Annotated in this window: 19 protein-coding genes; 11 read left to right on the top strand and 8 right to left on the bottom strand. The window is 41.1% G+C overall.

The window, feature by feature from the left end:
- The first annotated feature begins 110 nt into the window (after nt 1-110).
- Complete coding sequence (locus O9316_RS03510; RefSeq protein WP_298203641.1) at nt 111-1163, top strand: oxidoreductase; 1053 nt, start codon at nt 111-113, stop codon at nt 1161-1163.
- A 35-nt stretch (nt 1164-1198) separates the two neighbouring features.
- On the opposite strand, the gene O9316_RS03515 is transcribed toward O9316_RS03510, so the two are convergent.
- Genes O9316_RS03515 through O9316_RS03535 form a run of 5 tightly spaced genes read right to left on the bottom strand, consistent with a single transcriptional unit; the run spans nt 1199 to nt 4087 of the window.
- Nucleotides 1199-1684 carry a sensor of ECF-type sigma factor gene (locus O9316_RS03515; protein WP_298203642.1) on the bottom strand — a complete coding sequence of 162 codons (486 nt, stop codon included), beginning with the start codon at nt 1682-1684 and terminating at the stop codon, nt 1199-1201.
- 20 nt (nt 1685-1704) lie between these two features.
- Nucleotides 1705-2121 (bottom strand): hypothetical protein, encoded by a 417-nt coding sequence (locus O9316_RS03520; RefSeq protein ID WP_298203643.1) that lies wholly within the window; start codon nt 2119-2121, stop codon nt 1705-1707.
- 30 nt (nt 2122-2151) lie between these two features.
- Nucleotides 2152-2694, bottom strand: coding sequence for an RNA polymerase sigma factor (locus tag O9316_RS03525; protein ID WP_298203644.1), 543 nt, complete (start codon nt 2692-2694; stop codon nt 2152-2154).
- A gap of 55 nt (nt 2695-2749) precedes the next feature.
- Nucleotides 2750-3853 (bottom strand): GyrI-like domain-containing protein, encoded by a 1104-nt coding sequence (locus O9316_RS03530; protein WP_298203645.1) that lies wholly within the window; start codon nt 3851-3853, stop codon nt 2750-2752.
- Between the two features lie 45 nt (nt 3854-3898).
- Nucleotides 3899-4087, bottom strand: a complete 189-nt coding sequence (locus O9316_RS03535; protein WP_298203682.1) for a hypothetical protein — start codon at nt 4085-4087, stop codon at nt 3899-3901.
- A 74-nt stretch (nt 4088-4161) separates the two neighbouring features.
- Here O9316_RS03535 and O9316_RS03540 point away from each other — a divergent pair, with 74 nt between their 5' ends.
- Nucleotides 4162-4548: a nucleoside triphosphate pyrophosphohydrolase family protein gene (locus O9316_RS03540; protein ID WP_298203646.1), complete on the top strand. Its 387-nt coding sequence runs from the start codon at nt 4162-4164 to the stop codon at nt 4546-4548.
- Between the two features lie 214 nt (nt 4549-4762).
- A complete protein-coding gene (locus tag O9316_RS03545; RefSeq protein ID WP_298203647.1) occupies nt 4763-5545 on the top strand; it encodes a hypothetical protein in 783 nt (260 codons plus the stop codon).
- Nucleotides 5546-5547: 2 nt separating this feature from the next.
- On the opposite strand, the gene O9316_RS03550 is transcribed toward O9316_RS03545, so the two are convergent.
- Both O9316_RS03550 and O9316_RS03555 read right to left on the bottom strand, forming a co-directional pair.
- On the bottom strand, nt 5548-6126 hold the full coding sequence (locus O9316_RS03550; protein ID WP_298203648.1) for a hypothetical protein: 579 nt from the start codon (nt 6124-6126) through the stop codon (nt 5548-5550).
- Between the two features lie 12 nt (nt 6127-6138).
- Entirely contained in the window at nt 6139-6636 is a 498-nt protein-coding gene (locus tag O9316_RS03555) for a GNAT family N-acetyltransferase (protein WP_298203649.1), read from the bottom strand.
- Nucleotides 6637-7042: 406 nt separating this feature from the next.
- Here O9316_RS03555 and menD point away from each other — a divergent pair, with 406 nt between their 5' ends.
- Nucleotides 7043-8704: a 2-succinyl-5-enolpyruvyl-6-hydroxy-3-cyclohexene-1-carboxylic-acid synthase gene (gene menD, locus O9316_RS03560; protein ID WP_298203650.1), complete on the top strand. Its 1662-nt coding sequence runs from the start codon at nt 7043-7045 to the stop codon at nt 8702-8704.
- Nucleotides 8705-8722: 18 nt separating this feature from the next.
- Complete coding sequence (locus O9316_RS03565; RefSeq protein ID WP_298203651.1) at nt 8723-9550, top strand: S1-like domain-containing RNA-binding protein; 828 nt, start codon at nt 8723-8725, stop codon at nt 9548-9550.
- A gap of 58 nt (nt 9551-9608) precedes the next feature.
- On the opposite strand, the gene O9316_RS03570 is transcribed toward O9316_RS03565, so the two are convergent.
- Complete coding sequence (locus tag O9316_RS03570) at nt 9609-10034, bottom strand: PH domain-containing protein (RefSeq protein WP_298203652.1); 426 nt, start codon at nt 10032-10034, stop codon at nt 9609-9611.
- A 218-nt stretch (nt 10035-10252) separates the two neighbouring features.
- Here O9316_RS03570 and O9316_RS03575 point away from each other — a divergent pair, with 218 nt between their 5' ends.
- The 6 genes from O9316_RS03575 to O9316_RS03600 are packed head-to-tail and all read left to right on the top strand — an operon-like array spanning nt 10253 to nt 15408.
- Nucleotides 10253-11092 carry a 1,4-dihydroxy-2-naphthoyl-CoA synthase gene (locus tag O9316_RS03575; protein WP_298203653.1) on the top strand — a complete coding sequence of 280 codons (840 nt, stop codon included), beginning with the start codon at nt 10253-10255 and terminating at the stop codon, nt 11090-11092.
- 12 nt (nt 11093-11104) lie between these two features.
- Nucleotides 11105-11710: an outer membrane beta-barrel protein gene (locus O9316_RS03580; protein ID WP_298203654.1), complete on the top strand. Its 606-nt coding sequence runs from the start codon at nt 11105-11107 to the stop codon at nt 11708-11710.
- A gap of 10 nt (nt 11711-11720) precedes the next feature.
- Nucleotides 11721-12236, top strand: coding sequence for a PH domain-containing protein (locus O9316_RS03585; RefSeq protein WP_298203655.1), 516 nt, complete (start codon nt 11721-11723; stop codon nt 12234-12236).
- Nucleotides 12236-13735 (top strand): PH domain-containing protein, encoded by a 1500-nt coding sequence (locus O9316_RS03590; RefSeq protein WP_298203656.1) that lies wholly within the window; start codon nt 12236-12238, stop codon nt 13733-13735. The genes O9316_RS03585 and O9316_RS03590 overlap by 1 nt, the downstream gene beginning before the upstream one ends.
- Before the next feature lie 15 nt (nt 13736-13750).
- On the top strand, nt 13751-14716 hold the full coding sequence (gene menA, locus O9316_RS03595; protein ID WP_298203657.1) for a 1,4-dihydroxy-2-naphthoate octaprenyltransferase: 966 nt from the start codon (nt 13751-13753) through the stop codon (nt 14714-14716).
- A gap of 17 nt (nt 14717-14733) precedes the next feature.
- Entirely contained in the window at nt 14734-15408 is a 675-nt protein-coding gene (locus tag O9316_RS03600; RefSeq protein WP_298203658.1) for a metal-dependent hydrolase, read from the top strand.
- Nucleotides 15409-15434 lie beyond the last annotated feature (26 nt).

Consider the following 15434-nt stretch of genomic DNA (forward strand, 5'->3'; position numbering starts at 1 on the left):
CTGTGGAATTTTAAGTTCGTTACCTAAAAACCAAACATTGTGCCAAAATGCCAAAATCAAAATTGTCATCTCATCATTTATGTTTATTTTCGTAGGAAATACTGGGCATCATGCGCGTTTTTTTTGGCTTTTTTTGTTGTTTTCTTTTTTCGAATTGTGCTTCTGTAATTTCTTCAAAGGAGGCTCCACCGATAACTTCGGTCACCGTAGACACGTTACTTTTTGAAACCGTGAGTATTCGTGCAATCGCTATTGCTGAGCAATCCGTTTTTTACGCGGGGAGTAACAGTAGAATAGGTCGAATCGATTTGGTGACACGCAAACATTGGCCACAAACACTCCCCACAGCGACCCTCACTGAATTTCGTTCCTTGGCTTTACATCAAGGAAAATGGTTTGCGCTATCTATTGGGAATCCTGCACTGCTTTATTCGGGGCCTATGGATGGTGAAGGCTGTCGTTTGCTGTATGAAGAGTCGCATGAAAAAGTATTTTATGACGCACTACATTTTACCGCTAAGGGAACAGGCTGGGCCATGGGCGATCCGACGCAACAAGCGATGGCATTATTGAAGTCGAATGATGGGGGTGCCCATTGGGAGCGCATTCCTGAGGACAAAGCTCCAGTTTTGGCTCCTGGGGAAGCTGCTTTTGCTTCAAGCAATACCACAATTTGTAGTGCAGGAAAAACACTTTGGATTTTTACCGGAGGAATGCAATCCCGCGTATGGCGAACCAATAATGCGGGGAAAACATGGGAGCCGATAACCGTTCCTATCGCCCAAGGAAGTGCTATGGAGGGAATTTTTTCAGCCGATTTTTACAACGCCAAAAGGGGCGTAGCTGCGGGGGGGAACTATGATCACCCCACCCAAACAGTGGGCAATCTCATTTATACCCGCGATGGAGGGAGTACGTGGAGTCCTATTGATGTACCTCAAGAACCTGGGTATATTTCGGGAATTCAATTTATTCCGGATTGTGAAGGCAAGGAATGGTTGACGGTAGGTGCAGGGGGCTTGTATTATGCAATTGATCAAGGGAAACAATGGAAATGTTTGTGGTCTGAACCACAATTGTATACGTTGCAATTTGTCGATGCTCAAACCGTAATCGTGGCAGGTAAAAACAAAATCTTTCGTTTGCAATTGCACCGAAATTAAAAAAAAACAGCCCTTTAAAAGCGCTGTTTTTATACTTAATTTCTGCGGCGTTCTTTTAACTGTTCCACCAATTTTCGATTGAAATCTTCCTCTGCTCGTCTCAATTTGATTATCTTCAAAGCGGGGAGAACACCTCGTAAATCAGCAATCAATTTCTTGCGAAGTTTGAATAATTCTTCTTCGTTGGTTTCCATTTGGGCCAACACTGTTTGCGCTTCTTTTTCAGTCATTTTATCCAACTGATCATCGTCCTTTCGGTCCATAAAAGCTTTTAATTTTTGACGACGGATTTCGGCTTGTTTGTCTTCAAAAGCATTGTATATGGGCCAAAATTTAGCAGCCTCATCAGGAGTTAAGCGAAGTTCTTGGGTGATAAAGGCTACTTTTTGTGACTTTACTTGTTCTTTTTTCTCTTGAATGCGTTCCCGTAAACGCCCGCCTGGTTGCGCAAAAGCGTTCACTGTTCCCATAAAAATGAGGGTTAGCACAAAAATTCGAAAAGCATTTTGCATAGTTTTCATAGTTTGATCTATTTACAATGTTAGTGTGTTATACTGTATTCCAACGCTTCATTTTCAAGAAGCATTTCCTCTAAAGCCTTTGCTTCGGTATCTGATGCAACGGGTACTTCAGTGTTTTGGAGTTCAATTAATTCCAAATAATGTTCATCGGTGAGGTCGGTGTTTTCGCTTACATACGAAGCTATGGCGCTCCAATGGGCCTCTTCTTCTTTTTGCACTTCCCAATGCCACAGCATTCCAATGCCCAATCCAATGACCAATACGGCAGCCATTCCATAAAAAGTTTTGGCATGTTTACTCCAAAAAGAAATCGATTTTACCGGCGTTTCCTCCTCAAGTCGGTTTTGAAGCCTTGTCGAAAACGTTTCAAAGTAGCCTTCGGGTACGGTAAAACCACTGGGATTCTGGGGCGGGTTATTTAAGTTAATCGGATTCATATGCTTTAGATGTTGTACGCGTTGATTGGTTTAATTTGTTTTAATAAATTCTTCAATTTTTTTTACGGCATGATGGTAAGAGGCTTTTAATGCCCCAACGGAAGTGCCGAGAATTTCCGACATATCTTCGTATTTTAACTCCTGAAAGTATTTCATTTTAAAAACCAATTGTTGTTTTTCAGGCAACCGCGCAATCGCTTTTTGGAGTTGCAATTGAAAAGCTTCGCCTTCAAAATAAACATCGGTTTCTAATTTAGCCAAAGCATTTTCTTGCCATTCTGAATGTGTAAAACCTTGGCGTTTATTTTTTTGTTGTAAAAAAGTAAGCGACTCATTAGTAGCAATACGGTACATCCACGAATACAGCTTGCTTTCGCCTTTGAAATCTTTTAAATAGGTATATACTTTGATAAAGGTGTTTTGCAACACATCATCGGCATCATCATGGTCCAAAACAATACTTCGAATGTGATAATACAGCGGTTTTTGATAGTATTGGAGCAGTTTTCCAAAAGCCGCTTCTCGGGTTTTCGGATGCAATAGTTCCTGAATAAAAGCTTTTTCGTCTTCCAAACTACTTTTTTTGATTTAGACCTTTCAAAAAACAAAAGGTTTAAATACAGTTTTATTAAGGCGTGGGATTTGAATTTGCGGTAGGTTCCGTCGGCGCTATTGCAGAAACGGTATCTTTAATTACAGTTCGCGGTTGACGCGTTGTTGTAGGGAACACGGGTAGGTAAACTTCGGTTATCCATTGCGAAGGATGGGGCGTGTCTTCCCCATTTTTTCGGTATTGTTCAGTTACATTCAAATGGGTTAGTCGCGCCCATTTTTTGGTGTTAATGTATTGAATTCCTTTATTCCATGCCTTTTGCAAATGCGAGTAATCGCCTTTCAGTTGCACCCGTAACGCTTTATACGGTGGAAGCACCCCAAAGGCAATATCGCTACCTTCTTCAATGGCAATGGTATCTTTGACGGGAATGCATACTGAGTAATCGACAATACGGGCTTCTTTGTCCCATTTGTGGTAGATGATAAATGGTTTTCCCGCTGCTTGAAGTGTATTTTTTTTGAAAAACCATTGCATTTTAGGCAAAGCGGTTTTAATGCTTCGGGTGAGATTTTTCTCTTTACACCGCACAAATTGTTTTAAGTAAAACGTTTGAGGTTGATTGACCAATCCCATTACTTTTACTTGAAACGACTTTAGCTCTCGCGAAATACTTTTCTCTAAACCAACCAAAGTTCTTTCATACAAATTACCCATAGCCGATTGTACACCCCCTTGAAAAAAGGCTTTGATTTTTGAATTAAAGTCCAAGGAGCCTTTAGCGATTAATTGAACTTTCGTACCGCCTAAGGTATCTTTGAATTGCCAGGTATAGTATGTTCGTTGACCGTTTTCATCGCTTACATACCGTAATAATTCAGCGTCTTTATAAAGTAGCGTTTTTAAATTTCCTTCCCGACTTCCCGACCACGCTGCATGCGCATTTTTACCAGAGGAACTTTCGGGGTATTTGAATTGTGTTCCTTGATGTTCAACAATCCAAGCGGCAAAGGTTTCCCAATTGCGCAAATCATTAACATAATCAAACACTACGGAGCGTTTGTTTTTAATGTAAAGACTTTTGGTAACGGAATAGGATGGCTTTTGGGTAGCAACAAAAACTGCAGTGCCCAATAAAAAGAGTAAGGCAATAGAAAATAAGTAGCGTAAAATCTTCATAACCGCAGCTTAGGTGGGTAAAGGTATGAAAATTAAGAGGTACTCTTAATGCTTTGTTGCAAATTTTATAACAAATAAAAGGGCAATAAAGGCAAAAAAGGCAATCAAAATCTTATAGTTTCCTTTATAAAAAAGTTGATGCAATGCTTTGTCTTTTCGGTAGGCAATAACCATAGCAATGACAAAAGCAATGACAAATAAAATCGCAAACACCAATTGTCCTTTTGTAAACATAGCAAAAATAGTTTTCAACAAAGGTAGGTAATCCATGGGATTCTTTTTAATTTGTCGAAGTAAAAAAATGAGTTATGCAACGACAATTAGAAGCCGTAGCTGAATTTCATCGAGCTTTTGGTTTAGGAATTCGCGACACCCCAACAGCCGACCTAGGCGAATCAACCCATCGTCTTCGGTTTAATTTAATGAAGGAGGAAAATGAAGAGTACTGGGAAGCCGTGCAAAACAAGGATCTGACTGAAATCGCCGATGCTTTGGGCGACATGCTTTATATCTTGTGCGGTACCCTGCTTGAACATGGGTTGCAACATAAAATTGAGGCTGTTTTTGAGGAAATTCAGCGCAGTAACATGAGTAAATTGGGTGCTGATGGGAAACCTGTTTACCGCGAAGATGGGAAAGTCATGAAAGGACCCAACTATTTCAAACCCGATGTAGCCAAAATACTCGAACGCTAATTAGAACTAAATCCATGCGACTACCGTTTTATTTAATTCTCCTCATTACAGGGTTTATCCTGCTGCGATTGTTTCACGTGGTTCGAGGGTATCGCCGTTACAAGCGGTCGGGTCAGTTTCGTTTTTTTAGGAATGAGCTCCTTTACACTGCACTCTATTTGTGTTTGCTATTTGGGTTTATTTTTTGGGCACAGGCGAATAATGTTTCTTTTTAATGGCTATGCGAGTTCAAGTCTTTTTGGTGCTAGTGCTGCTATGTCTCGGATGTAAAGAACCACCGAAAGAAGTGGCTGCACCCCAAAAAGAACTGTTGCTCCTTGCACGTCATGAATCGGGAAACATCGTGGAGTACCGCCATGAATTGAAATGGTATTCGGACAGCACCTTTGAATACAATTCTAAAGCCAAAGATCACGGGCATACAAAATATGAAAAATTTGAGGGTAAAGCCTATCTTCAGTCGGATACCCTCCATTTTAGTCGAAAAGACATGAATGGAGCAGGTGATAAAGCGGTTTTCAAAAATGGGATGCTTGAATTTGTTGGGGAAGCACAAAATTTTCGCATGGATGTGCTTCAAAACAAAACGGCTTTGCGTTCGCAGGTAGACTTACATCCCTTTCCCGATTATGCACTTTTTACTTATATGCCCAAAAAAATGGATCGCAATACGCCTTATGATTTGAATGGAGCAGCATTTGATTATGTACGCGAATTAATTCAGTGTGTTTTTGAAGAACAAAAAAACGTTTTAAAACCGTCAAACGATTATGTCAAACAATGTATTCCCTACCGTAATCGCAAAGGCGATATTGAAGTTCGCGTCTATTTGCATTGCAAAAATGCCCTAGATCCCAGTGCCTTTCGATACCAACCGCTTATTCTTCGTAACGTTGGAAATTGTAGTGTGACTTTTGTGTTGTCATTTAAGGCAAATTATTATGTCGATTTTAAAGTTGCCCATACTCCTGTACCTCCAGAAGAAAGTACCCCATAGTATTATCCCATTTTCTTTTCAAGAAAAGCTCTGGCGGATTCCATTTTTTCGGTGTCCCAATCGATATTTTCAATGTGATGTGTAATGCCATCTTTTGTTTGAAGGGTGATCGAATCGCCATCTACTTCAATCGTCAAGATACTTTCATGGGGTAAAGTGTTGGAAAAAGTTGTCCCCACAATCAATAAGCCGTCTTTTTTCCAACGGAGATAAGATTCGTTGGGTTTTTCAAAAGCGTTGGTCATTAAAATGATGGCAAAAAACACTGTAATTGTTTGCACTTGATACGTTTGCTCAAAAAAATGCAATCCCAATCCTGTAAAAATCAATAAGGCAATGCCTGCTACCAAACTCAAAGAAAGAATCGAATGGTGTGTTTGTCTAGGGACCACAAAAGTATTACGATCGGGTGTAGTTGGGAACCAAAGCGGTACCACAAAGAAAGCCACGCTGTATATGATCGTGAGTAGGTAACTTAGGGTAAAACAAACTTCAATTCCCCAATAATATCCACAAAACAAAATTATGCTTTGCAGTGAAAAGGAACTAATTTTGAGAAGAAAAGGTAGGGGATAGTTCATGTTTTTGGTTGTTTAGTTTAAAAGTAATTGTACAAAAACGCTATGAAGCCAACGATCAAATTTAAATCCGGTTTCTTTGAGGATGCCTTTCACTTCAAATCCCATCCGTTCATGAAAAGCGATGCTTCCTGTATTTTCAGCATCAATGACACCTATCATGGTGTGAAATCCGTTTGCTCTCGCCGAATTGATTAACGCAGTCAGTAACGCTTTGCCGATTCCTTTTCCCTGCCAATCGGGATGCGTGTAGACAGAATGCTCTACGGTAAATCGATACGCTTCTCGAAATCGAAATTCGCCATAATACCCAAAACCAACTACGGTTTTTCCCTGGGTAGCCACAAAAATAGGAAACCCTTTATGCAATTTATCCTCAAAAAGTTGGACTTGCTGCGCTGCCGTCCGCGGATTGTAATCATACAATGCTGTGGCATTCAAGATGTTGTAGTTTATTGTTTCTAGAAGTGCCTCCAAGTCGTTAGGAGTATAGGGTCGAATCGTAGTTTCCATGCCCAAAAATACAAATTTAAAACAGGTATTTCTACGCTACCGCAACTCCTTTTCATCCCCTAGTTTTGCACGGTATGACTTTGATAATGCTCCTTATCGAACAAGGCATAACAGGATTTTTTATTCCATGTATGCAAGATCAAGGGAGGTTCCTAGGGCCAGCTTTACTGACTTTTGGCTTGGTTCTGGGACTAACCTTGGGCTACTATTTTATTTTTCAATGTTCAAAAACCCATCGCGATCGCTGCATGCAATTGCGCCGAATGTTATACCTCACCGGATTCTTATTTCTCTTCTTTCTGTTTTTTTCAGATACCTTTTAAACACAAACGTCCGTTATAATTTTCTCAAAAAGGTTTCCCATTCCTCAAACGCTTCGTACCTTTGTGCTCCATTACGAAGTATCATGGTTTATCCAAAAATTCCTTTGGCACAATCGGTTATAGAAATATTCCGGCAGCAGGGGATTCAACATATTGTCATTTCACCGGGGTCGCGGAATGCACCGCTCACGCTCGGATTTACATTACAATCCTTTTTTACATGTTACAGCATTGCGGATGAGCGATCGGCCGCTTTTTTTGCCCTTGGATTGGCGCAACAATTACAAAAGCCCGTAGCCGTCGTCTGTACTTCGGGGTCGGCCGTACTCAATTATTATCCCGCTGTAGCCGAAGCATTTTACAGTCAAATTCCTCTAATTGTCGTTTCCGCCGACCGACCGGCATCCAAAATTGACATCGGTGATGGACAAACCATTCGTCAGTCTAATGTGCTCTCACAGCATACCGTTTACAATGCCAATTTGACCGAAATGGCTTCTGTGGAAAATGAGCTACTGATCTATGAAGCCCTCGAAGCCTCCATGGCTCAAAGCGGACCGGTACATTTGAATGTTCCTTTTGAAGAACCCTTGTACGAAACGGTTCCTGAGCTCACTATTACGGTGAGTTCGCCTCCAGTGGAAAAGAAAGATGTTGCGGTGCATGAAGAATCGTATACCCCTTTTGTAGTGCAATGGAATAAGGCCCAACGCAAATTGGTTCTGGTTGGTGTCCATGCGCCTCACTCCATCGCTGCCGAATTATGGCAACAATTGATGTGCGATCCTTCCGTATTGGTGATGACCGAATCGACTTCCAATTTGCATCATCCGGATTGTATTGATTCGATTGACACCCTGATTACTCCTTTTGATCCAAAAGACATTGAGGCTTTTCAACCCGAAATTCTGCTCACATTTGGCGGTATGGTCGTGTCAAAACGGATCAAAGCTTTGTTGCGAAACCATACTCCTCAAGCTCATTGGCATATAGATCCACTTCGGGCGTATGACACGTATGGGTGTTTGACCCATCATTTTAAAACTACACCTAGCCGATGGTTAAGTGCTTTTTTACCCCAAACCCAAGCGGTAACAAGTTCGTATCGGGATACTTTTTTAACCCTACGAAATCATAGACGACTCAAAGCAATAGCGTATCTAGCCGATCTTCCTTTTTGTGATTTAAAAGTTTTTGAAAAACTGCTCCCTAAAATTCCTCCACATACCCATTTGCAAGTCAGTAACAGTTCGGCCATCCGCTATGCCCAATTGTTTGCTACCGATTCCAGTGTTGAAGTTTTTTGCAATCGAGGGACAAGTGGGATTGATGGAAGTACCTCGACAGCCATTGGCGCGGCGGTCGCGAGTGGGGTTCCTACCACATTAATCACAGGAGATATCAGCTTTTTGTACGATAGCAATGCTTTGTGGAATGCATACATTCCCAAAACATTTACTTTAATTGTAATCAATAATGGAGGTGGGGGTATTTTCAGAATTCTCCCGGGGCATGAAGAAACGCCAACATTCAACACGTTTTTTGAAACATCCCATTGTTTTTCAGCGCAACATTTGGCAGCCATGTATGGATTGGATTACCATTCAGCTTCCTCCGAACCATCGCTTGAAATCGCTATGGCTACTATTTTTGGAGAACGAGAGCGGCCACAATTACTGGAGATATTTACTCCAACACAACAAAACGATCATTATTTACGTACCTTTTTTAAATCTCTGGTTTAAAAATAAAAACCACACCTCATGCAAATCGGAAAGACCAATTCATTGACCATTGCCCGCGAAACCACCGTCGGCTTATTTTTAACAGACGGCATTTCAGACGTATTATTGCCCAGAAAGTATCAACCTAAAGTGTATACCGTGGGGGAAATGCTGGAAGTATTTGTCTACTTAGACCACATGGAACGGCCCGTAGCAACTACACTGAAACCGTATGTACAGGTAAACCAGTTTGCCCATTTAAAGGTGAATTACATCAATGCATACGGTGCATTTTTGGATTGGGGACTGGAAAAAGATGTATTTGTTCCGTTTCGTGAACAAGCCCAACCGATGGAAACAGGCAAACGCTATTTGGTATATGTTTTTTTGGATGAAAAAACCAATCGATTGGTAGCTTCGAGTCGTATTCATCGTTTTGTAAAAGAAACTGATGTTCAACTAGAGCCGGGACAAAAAGTGAGTGTGATGATTACCCATTTTTCGGAGGCTGGTGTCAATGTGATCATCGAGCATCAATACCGCGGGTTAGCGTTTCAAAATCAGGTTTTTGATGAAACATTACGTTTCGGAAAGACCTACACGGCTTACGTGAAACAGGTACGTCCCGACGGGAAAGTAGATATTGTTTTTCAACCGATGGGGGAGTCGTTAATTGAAGCCGCAGTGCAAAAAATTCTTGCCGAACTTCATGCGAATCGTGGTTTTTTGGGATTGCATGACAATTCGCATCCTGAGGATATCAAAACCGTACTGAAAATGAGCAAGAAGACCTTCAAGAAAGCCATTGGTCAACTCTATAAAGACCGCCGTATTGCTATTGAGGCGCAAGGGATTTTTTTAAAATAAGGAGTGGAGTAAGCGATAGATTCTACATTTTTGAATGTAGCTCATGTGAAATCTAGCACTATAATAGCTCTATCGTTGGATTGATTTTTTTCAGTTCTTGCAGAAACGTATCCGCGTGTTGTGGCGACACAAAAATATCATCAAATTGATTGTACGTAATGATGAATCCTTGGATATCTAACGCCGGTTTCAACGTCACAGGAACAAACAATCCTTTGTGTTTTTTAATAGATTTTATAGCCCCTACCGGAATCCGTCCTCGTATTGGACCCGAACGATAGAACAAAAAGTTTTGGCGCAACACATAACGGGTATCCAACAAGACCCAAACAATAAAACCAACAGTCAATCCAATTACAACAGCTGCCATTAAAGGCGTTTCTCCTTCGCGATACGTCAAATAGAGAAGTGCTAACATTGATACCACCAATACCCAAAGAAGGGTAGTGGTGTAAGCGTTTTTGGTAGAAAAAAAACGGGTCATACGATGCAACTTTAGGGTTCAGGGCTTTTTATACTACAAAAATATAGAAATCCTGTATTGGAAAGCGAAAAAGGGTTAAAAAAATCGTGGTATTTCTTCGGTGTCAATTCGGTGAATTTAACCAAATTTAGGATTTGATTTAGCGCACTTTTCTCGAGAATAAGTGTATTTTTACGCTTTGGTAAATAAAAAAAGTAAACTAAAAATACAGAAGAATTATGAGTGCCATCGCTTGGAAAACGGTACGTGAATTTGAAGATATTACGTATAAAAAATACAATGGAGTTGCCCGAATAGCTTTCAATCGTCCCAACGTCCGCAATGCTTTTCGTCCAAAAACTACGGCAGAATTATTGGAAGCGTTTCATGATGCCCAAGAAGATACCTCGATTGGTGTTGTACTTTTGTCAGCCGAAGGGCCCTCTACCAAAGACGGAATCTGGTCGTTTTGCTCAGGAGGTGATCAAAAGTCGCGCGGCCATCAAGGCTATGTGGGTGACGATGGGTACCATCGGTTGAATATTTTAGATGTGCAGCGTTTGATTCGGTTCATGCCCAAAGTTGTCATCGCCGTGGTTCCCGGTTGGGCTGTGGGAGGAGGACATAGTTTGCATGTGGTATGTGATATGACATTGGCCAGTAAAGAACATGCGATTTTCAAACAAACCGATGCCGATGTAACCAGTTTTGACGGGGGCTATGGTTCGGCGTATCTCGCAAAAATGGTAGGTCAAAAGAAGGCGCGAGAAATCTTTTTCTTGGGTCGAAATTATTCTGCGCAAGAAGCTTTTGAGATGGGAATGGTCAATGCTGTTGTTCCGCATGAAGACTTAGAACAAACGGCTTATGAATGGGCACAAGAAATTTTGGCCAAATCGCCTACAGCCATCAAAATGCTAAAATTCGCGATGAATCTTACCGACGACGGCATGGTGGGGCAACAAGTTTTTGCTGGAGAAGCGACCCGTTTGGCCTACATGACCGACGAAGCAAAAGAGGGTAGAGATGCTTTCTTGGAAAAGCGAAAACCGAATTTCGAAAAAAAATGGTTACCTTAAAATCAGAGAATTATGTTGCGTTATTTAAAGTATAGTCTGTTTCTTATGGTGGGTGTTTTGCATGCCCAAGAGGAAATGAAAGCCCTTGAAAAACCGTGGCGCGTTGGGTTGCATTATGTAGGGAATATTCGGAATGAAAATGTATTTAGTGCGAGCTACAATGGCGTTTTGGGTTTGGATGTTTCTTATGTTTTTGCACAAACACAAGGTGTTGATTTTCGTTCGGCCATTGATTTGCATTTTTTATCGGGTCGTGATGCCGATCGAACCTTTACGCGATGGGCCGTCAACGATATGGTAATGCTAAATCCAACTGTTGGAGCCTCGTTTAAATTGAGTACCAAGTTTCGTCCGTATGCCCATATTGGCGTTGCCCTTTTCAAAATCAAGTCCGAAATTCCGCGTTCTAGTTTGCAATTAAACGATCCGTTTGATCCCGTTTTTACGCCGGGTTCTACCATAGAGCAATCCAAAAGTTTTCATACGCTGACGTTGCAAGCGGGTTGGGAATGGATTCTTTTTTCGGAGGTGCAAATGCGAATGGGGTATACCTATCTACCGATAGAGAATAATGTCAACGGTCATTTGTTAACTTTTGGATTGGGATACCGATTATAAAATATGTTGTATGGAATTTACCAATGAACCTTTGACCATTGAGCAGCTCCCACAGTTTGAGCACGTTCCGCTGCATCCGTTGCATGTTTCGTATGAAAAAGTTGTTGCGCTACAAGCTTTAGGTTTTGATGTGCTCCTTCTACTTTTGGCTTGTTTTGTGTATGCTAAAGCCGATGATTTTTCATCAATGGAAGCGCTTGTTTTTTGGGGCGGGAGTATCATAGTTCTCGGATTGATTGCGGTTATGATGTACTTTAGTTATCGAAAAAAAGCGTACGCCTTTCGGGAACATGATGTGCTTTTTCAATACGGAATCATTGCGACCAACACCAAAATCATTCCCTACAACCGTGTGCAACACGTGGCCTTACACGAAGGGTTTTTGTCGCGAAATTTTGGGCTGGCACAAGTCGAAATTTATACGGCCGGCGTGCATGGGGGCGATATTAAAATTCCCGGAATTTTGAAAGAAGATGCCGAGCGGATTAAGCAATTGTTGATGGGTAAAATTCAAAAAGAACTGTGATGGATTTTCAGTTTCAAGAACCCCAGCAGCAATCCAAAGTAGGGGTACTTCTTCTATTTCTCGATTCATTACAAAAAATACTACGCGCCATAGCGCCAATCATTTTAATCATTGTATTGAAAGGAGGAACCCTTAGTGCCTTTATTTTATTCATGCTTTTGATGGGTACTTTTTTGTTGGTGGCTTGCATTGCCTACTTGCGGTTTATCCATTTTACCTTTCACATTGATCGCGCTTTGGGGGAGTTTATTGTCTATGATGGTATTTTGACGAAAACAAAAACCGTAATTCAACTTTCAAAAATTCAGCAAGTTAATCTTACGCAAAATCTTTTACAACGCTTGATAGGTGTGTATGGAATTCAAGTAGACACTGCAGGTGCTGACCGTCATGAAGCCCAAATCAAAGCGGTTTCTCGGGAAGTGGCATTGGCCTTAAAAAAAGCATTAATTGAAAATCAAACGGCCGCAACGCCAGAAGCAACGTTTGAAGATCAGCCAGAAATTAGTGCGCCAAAACCCTTTCTTAAGATCCATTTTATTAGTCTGATTAAAATTGGAATCACGTCCAATTATGTCAAAAGTGTGGGGTTAATTCTAACCTTCTTTTTTTCGATTTGGGGGAAATTACACGAAATAGGAGAAGAAGCTTGGCTTGAGGAGAAAATAGCGGAACAAGATTGGCTGTATCAATCGGTAATCTATTCGATAGTATTCGGAATTGCTAGCCTTTTTACTATTGTTTTTTTGATCAATTTAGGGCGAACAGTACTTCGCTATTTTAACTATACCATGCAACAACAGCAGGGTTCGTTATTGCTCTCCTTTGGTTTGATCAATACAAAAAATACGGTGATGCGTCCTTCGCGTGTACAATCGGTGATGGTCTCTCAAAATTATTTTCAAAAAAAATTGAATGTGCTTGAAATGAAAATTCGTCAAGCCATCAGCGATGAAAAAAATCAACAAAAAGACCGAATTGAAGTCCCAGGGTGTAATGCCCGCGAAAAAGATGCGATTTTAGAATTGATCTACGGACATCAACCGCCTTTGGGTTTGGTAATGAAAGCCAACTGGCGACGTTTGGTTTTTAATCTGTTTCTCACAGTATTTCTTCCCCTTGTGGCAGCCATTTGTTTCAAACCTTATTTAGAAGAGATTTCAAATCGTTTGTTTTTTGGAGTGCTGGCAGTCTATACTGTTTTACTATCGGGGTACCATTATTTTTCATACAAAAATTATACATTGTATGTGGGTGATCAGTACATACATCGCCGCTCGGGCGCATGGGATATAGCAATTGACATTTTAGAAACCGACAAAATCCAGGCGATTACTACCGCACAGTTGTTTTGGCATAAAAATTTGAATATTGGGTCAGTAACTTTGCACACCGCAGCGGGAAATATCAGCTTTTATTTAGCTAACTTTGACACGTTAAAACAGTATGTCAATCGTTGGCTTTATGGTTTAGAAAGCCAAAATCACAATTGGATGTAAGTAAAAAATGGGTTTATGAAACAATGGATTGAAGCCGCTCGGGTTCGCACTTTACCGCTTTCCATTTCGGGTATTTTAGTCGGAAGTTTTTTTGCGATGTCCCAGTCCCGATTCAACTGGAAAATTGTTATTCTAGCACTCACGACCACAGTGGGATTGCAGGTATTGTCCAATTTTGCCAATGATTATGGCGATGGGGTGAAAGGTACAGACAACGCGGATCGTGTCGGACCACAACGCGCCATCCAAAGCGGGGCAATTACGCCGGGTGCCATGCGTTACGCTATTTTTGTGACGGCATTTCTCACGTTGGTTTCGGCCATTCTATTGATTTACAAAGCTTTTGGGGTTAAGAATTTTTTGTACTCCCTTATCTTTTTTGTTCTTGGAATATTGGCCATAGCTTCTGCCATTCGTTACACGGTGGGTAAAAATCCTTACGGATACCGCGGCTTGGGCGATATTTTTGTTTTTGTATTCTTCGGATGGGTCAGTACGGTTGGTATTTCTTTTATGATATTAAAAGAATTGGACCCTGTATTATTTTTACCAGCCACCGCAATTGGGTTTTTAAGTGTAGCGGTTTTGAATTTGAACAATATGCGCGACGAAGTCTCTGATCGTAAAGTTGGAAAAAATACGTTGATTGTCAAAAAAGGTGGGGCATGGGGGAAAAAGTACCATCAGTTTTTGATTGTTTCAGCCATGGTTTTGTTTTTAGCCTTTGCCTATTGGTTTGATATGGAATATGATGTTAATCCACACCACTTGAATATTGATAATTATTTCTTTGTGGTGTTTTACTTGCCGCTAATTTTTCATTTAAAACGGGTGCGTCAAAACACAGAACCCCGATTATTGGATCCGGAGTTAAAAAAGGTCGCCTTGAGTACCTTTTTTATAAGTGTAGTGATGGCGTTGCAACTTATTTTCTTTTTCTCCGACGAAACCTTGTACCTGCTTTCCACATTATTTGAATAAAACACAAAACACACATTATGGAAATTACATTTTACGGACACGCCTGTATTTCAATTGCAACGCAGGGAAAAACGCTTTTAGTTGATCCCTTTATTACTGGGAATCCCAATGCGGCACATATTGATATTCTGCAACTCAAAGCCGACTATATTTTGTTGACGCATGCACACCAAGATCATATTTTGGATGCCGAAGCCATTGCTAAAAATACAGGAGCCACGATTATTTCCAATTACGAAATTGCTTCCCACTATGGCGCTAAAGGATTGCCGTACCACCCGATGAATCACGGAGGAAGTTGGCGATTTGATTTCGGCACGTTGCGCTATGTCAATGCCATTCATACGAGTTCGTTTCCCGACGGTAGTTACGGCGGACAACCGGGTGGCTTTGTATTGGAAGGGGAAAAGAATATCTATATTGCGGGCGACACGGCGTTGACTTATGACATGAAATTGATTCCGATGCGCACCCCATTGGATTTGGCAGTGCTCCCTATAGGCGATAATTTTACGATGGATATGCATGATGCGGTAATCGCGGCCGACTTTGTCCAGTGTGCTCAGGTATTAGGCTATCATTATGACACATTTGGCTACATTGAAATCGATCATGAAGCCGCCAAAAAGGCATTTGCAGCCGCGGGAAAAACACTCACTTTGTTGACAATTGGCGCCACCCTTTCGGTCTAAGGCATGATTTTGGAGGACAAGTTTGT

The organism is Flavobacterium sp., assembly GCF_027533505.1.
GTDB lineage: Bacteria > Bacteroidota > Bacteroidia > Flavobacteriales > Flavobacteriaceae > Flavobacterium.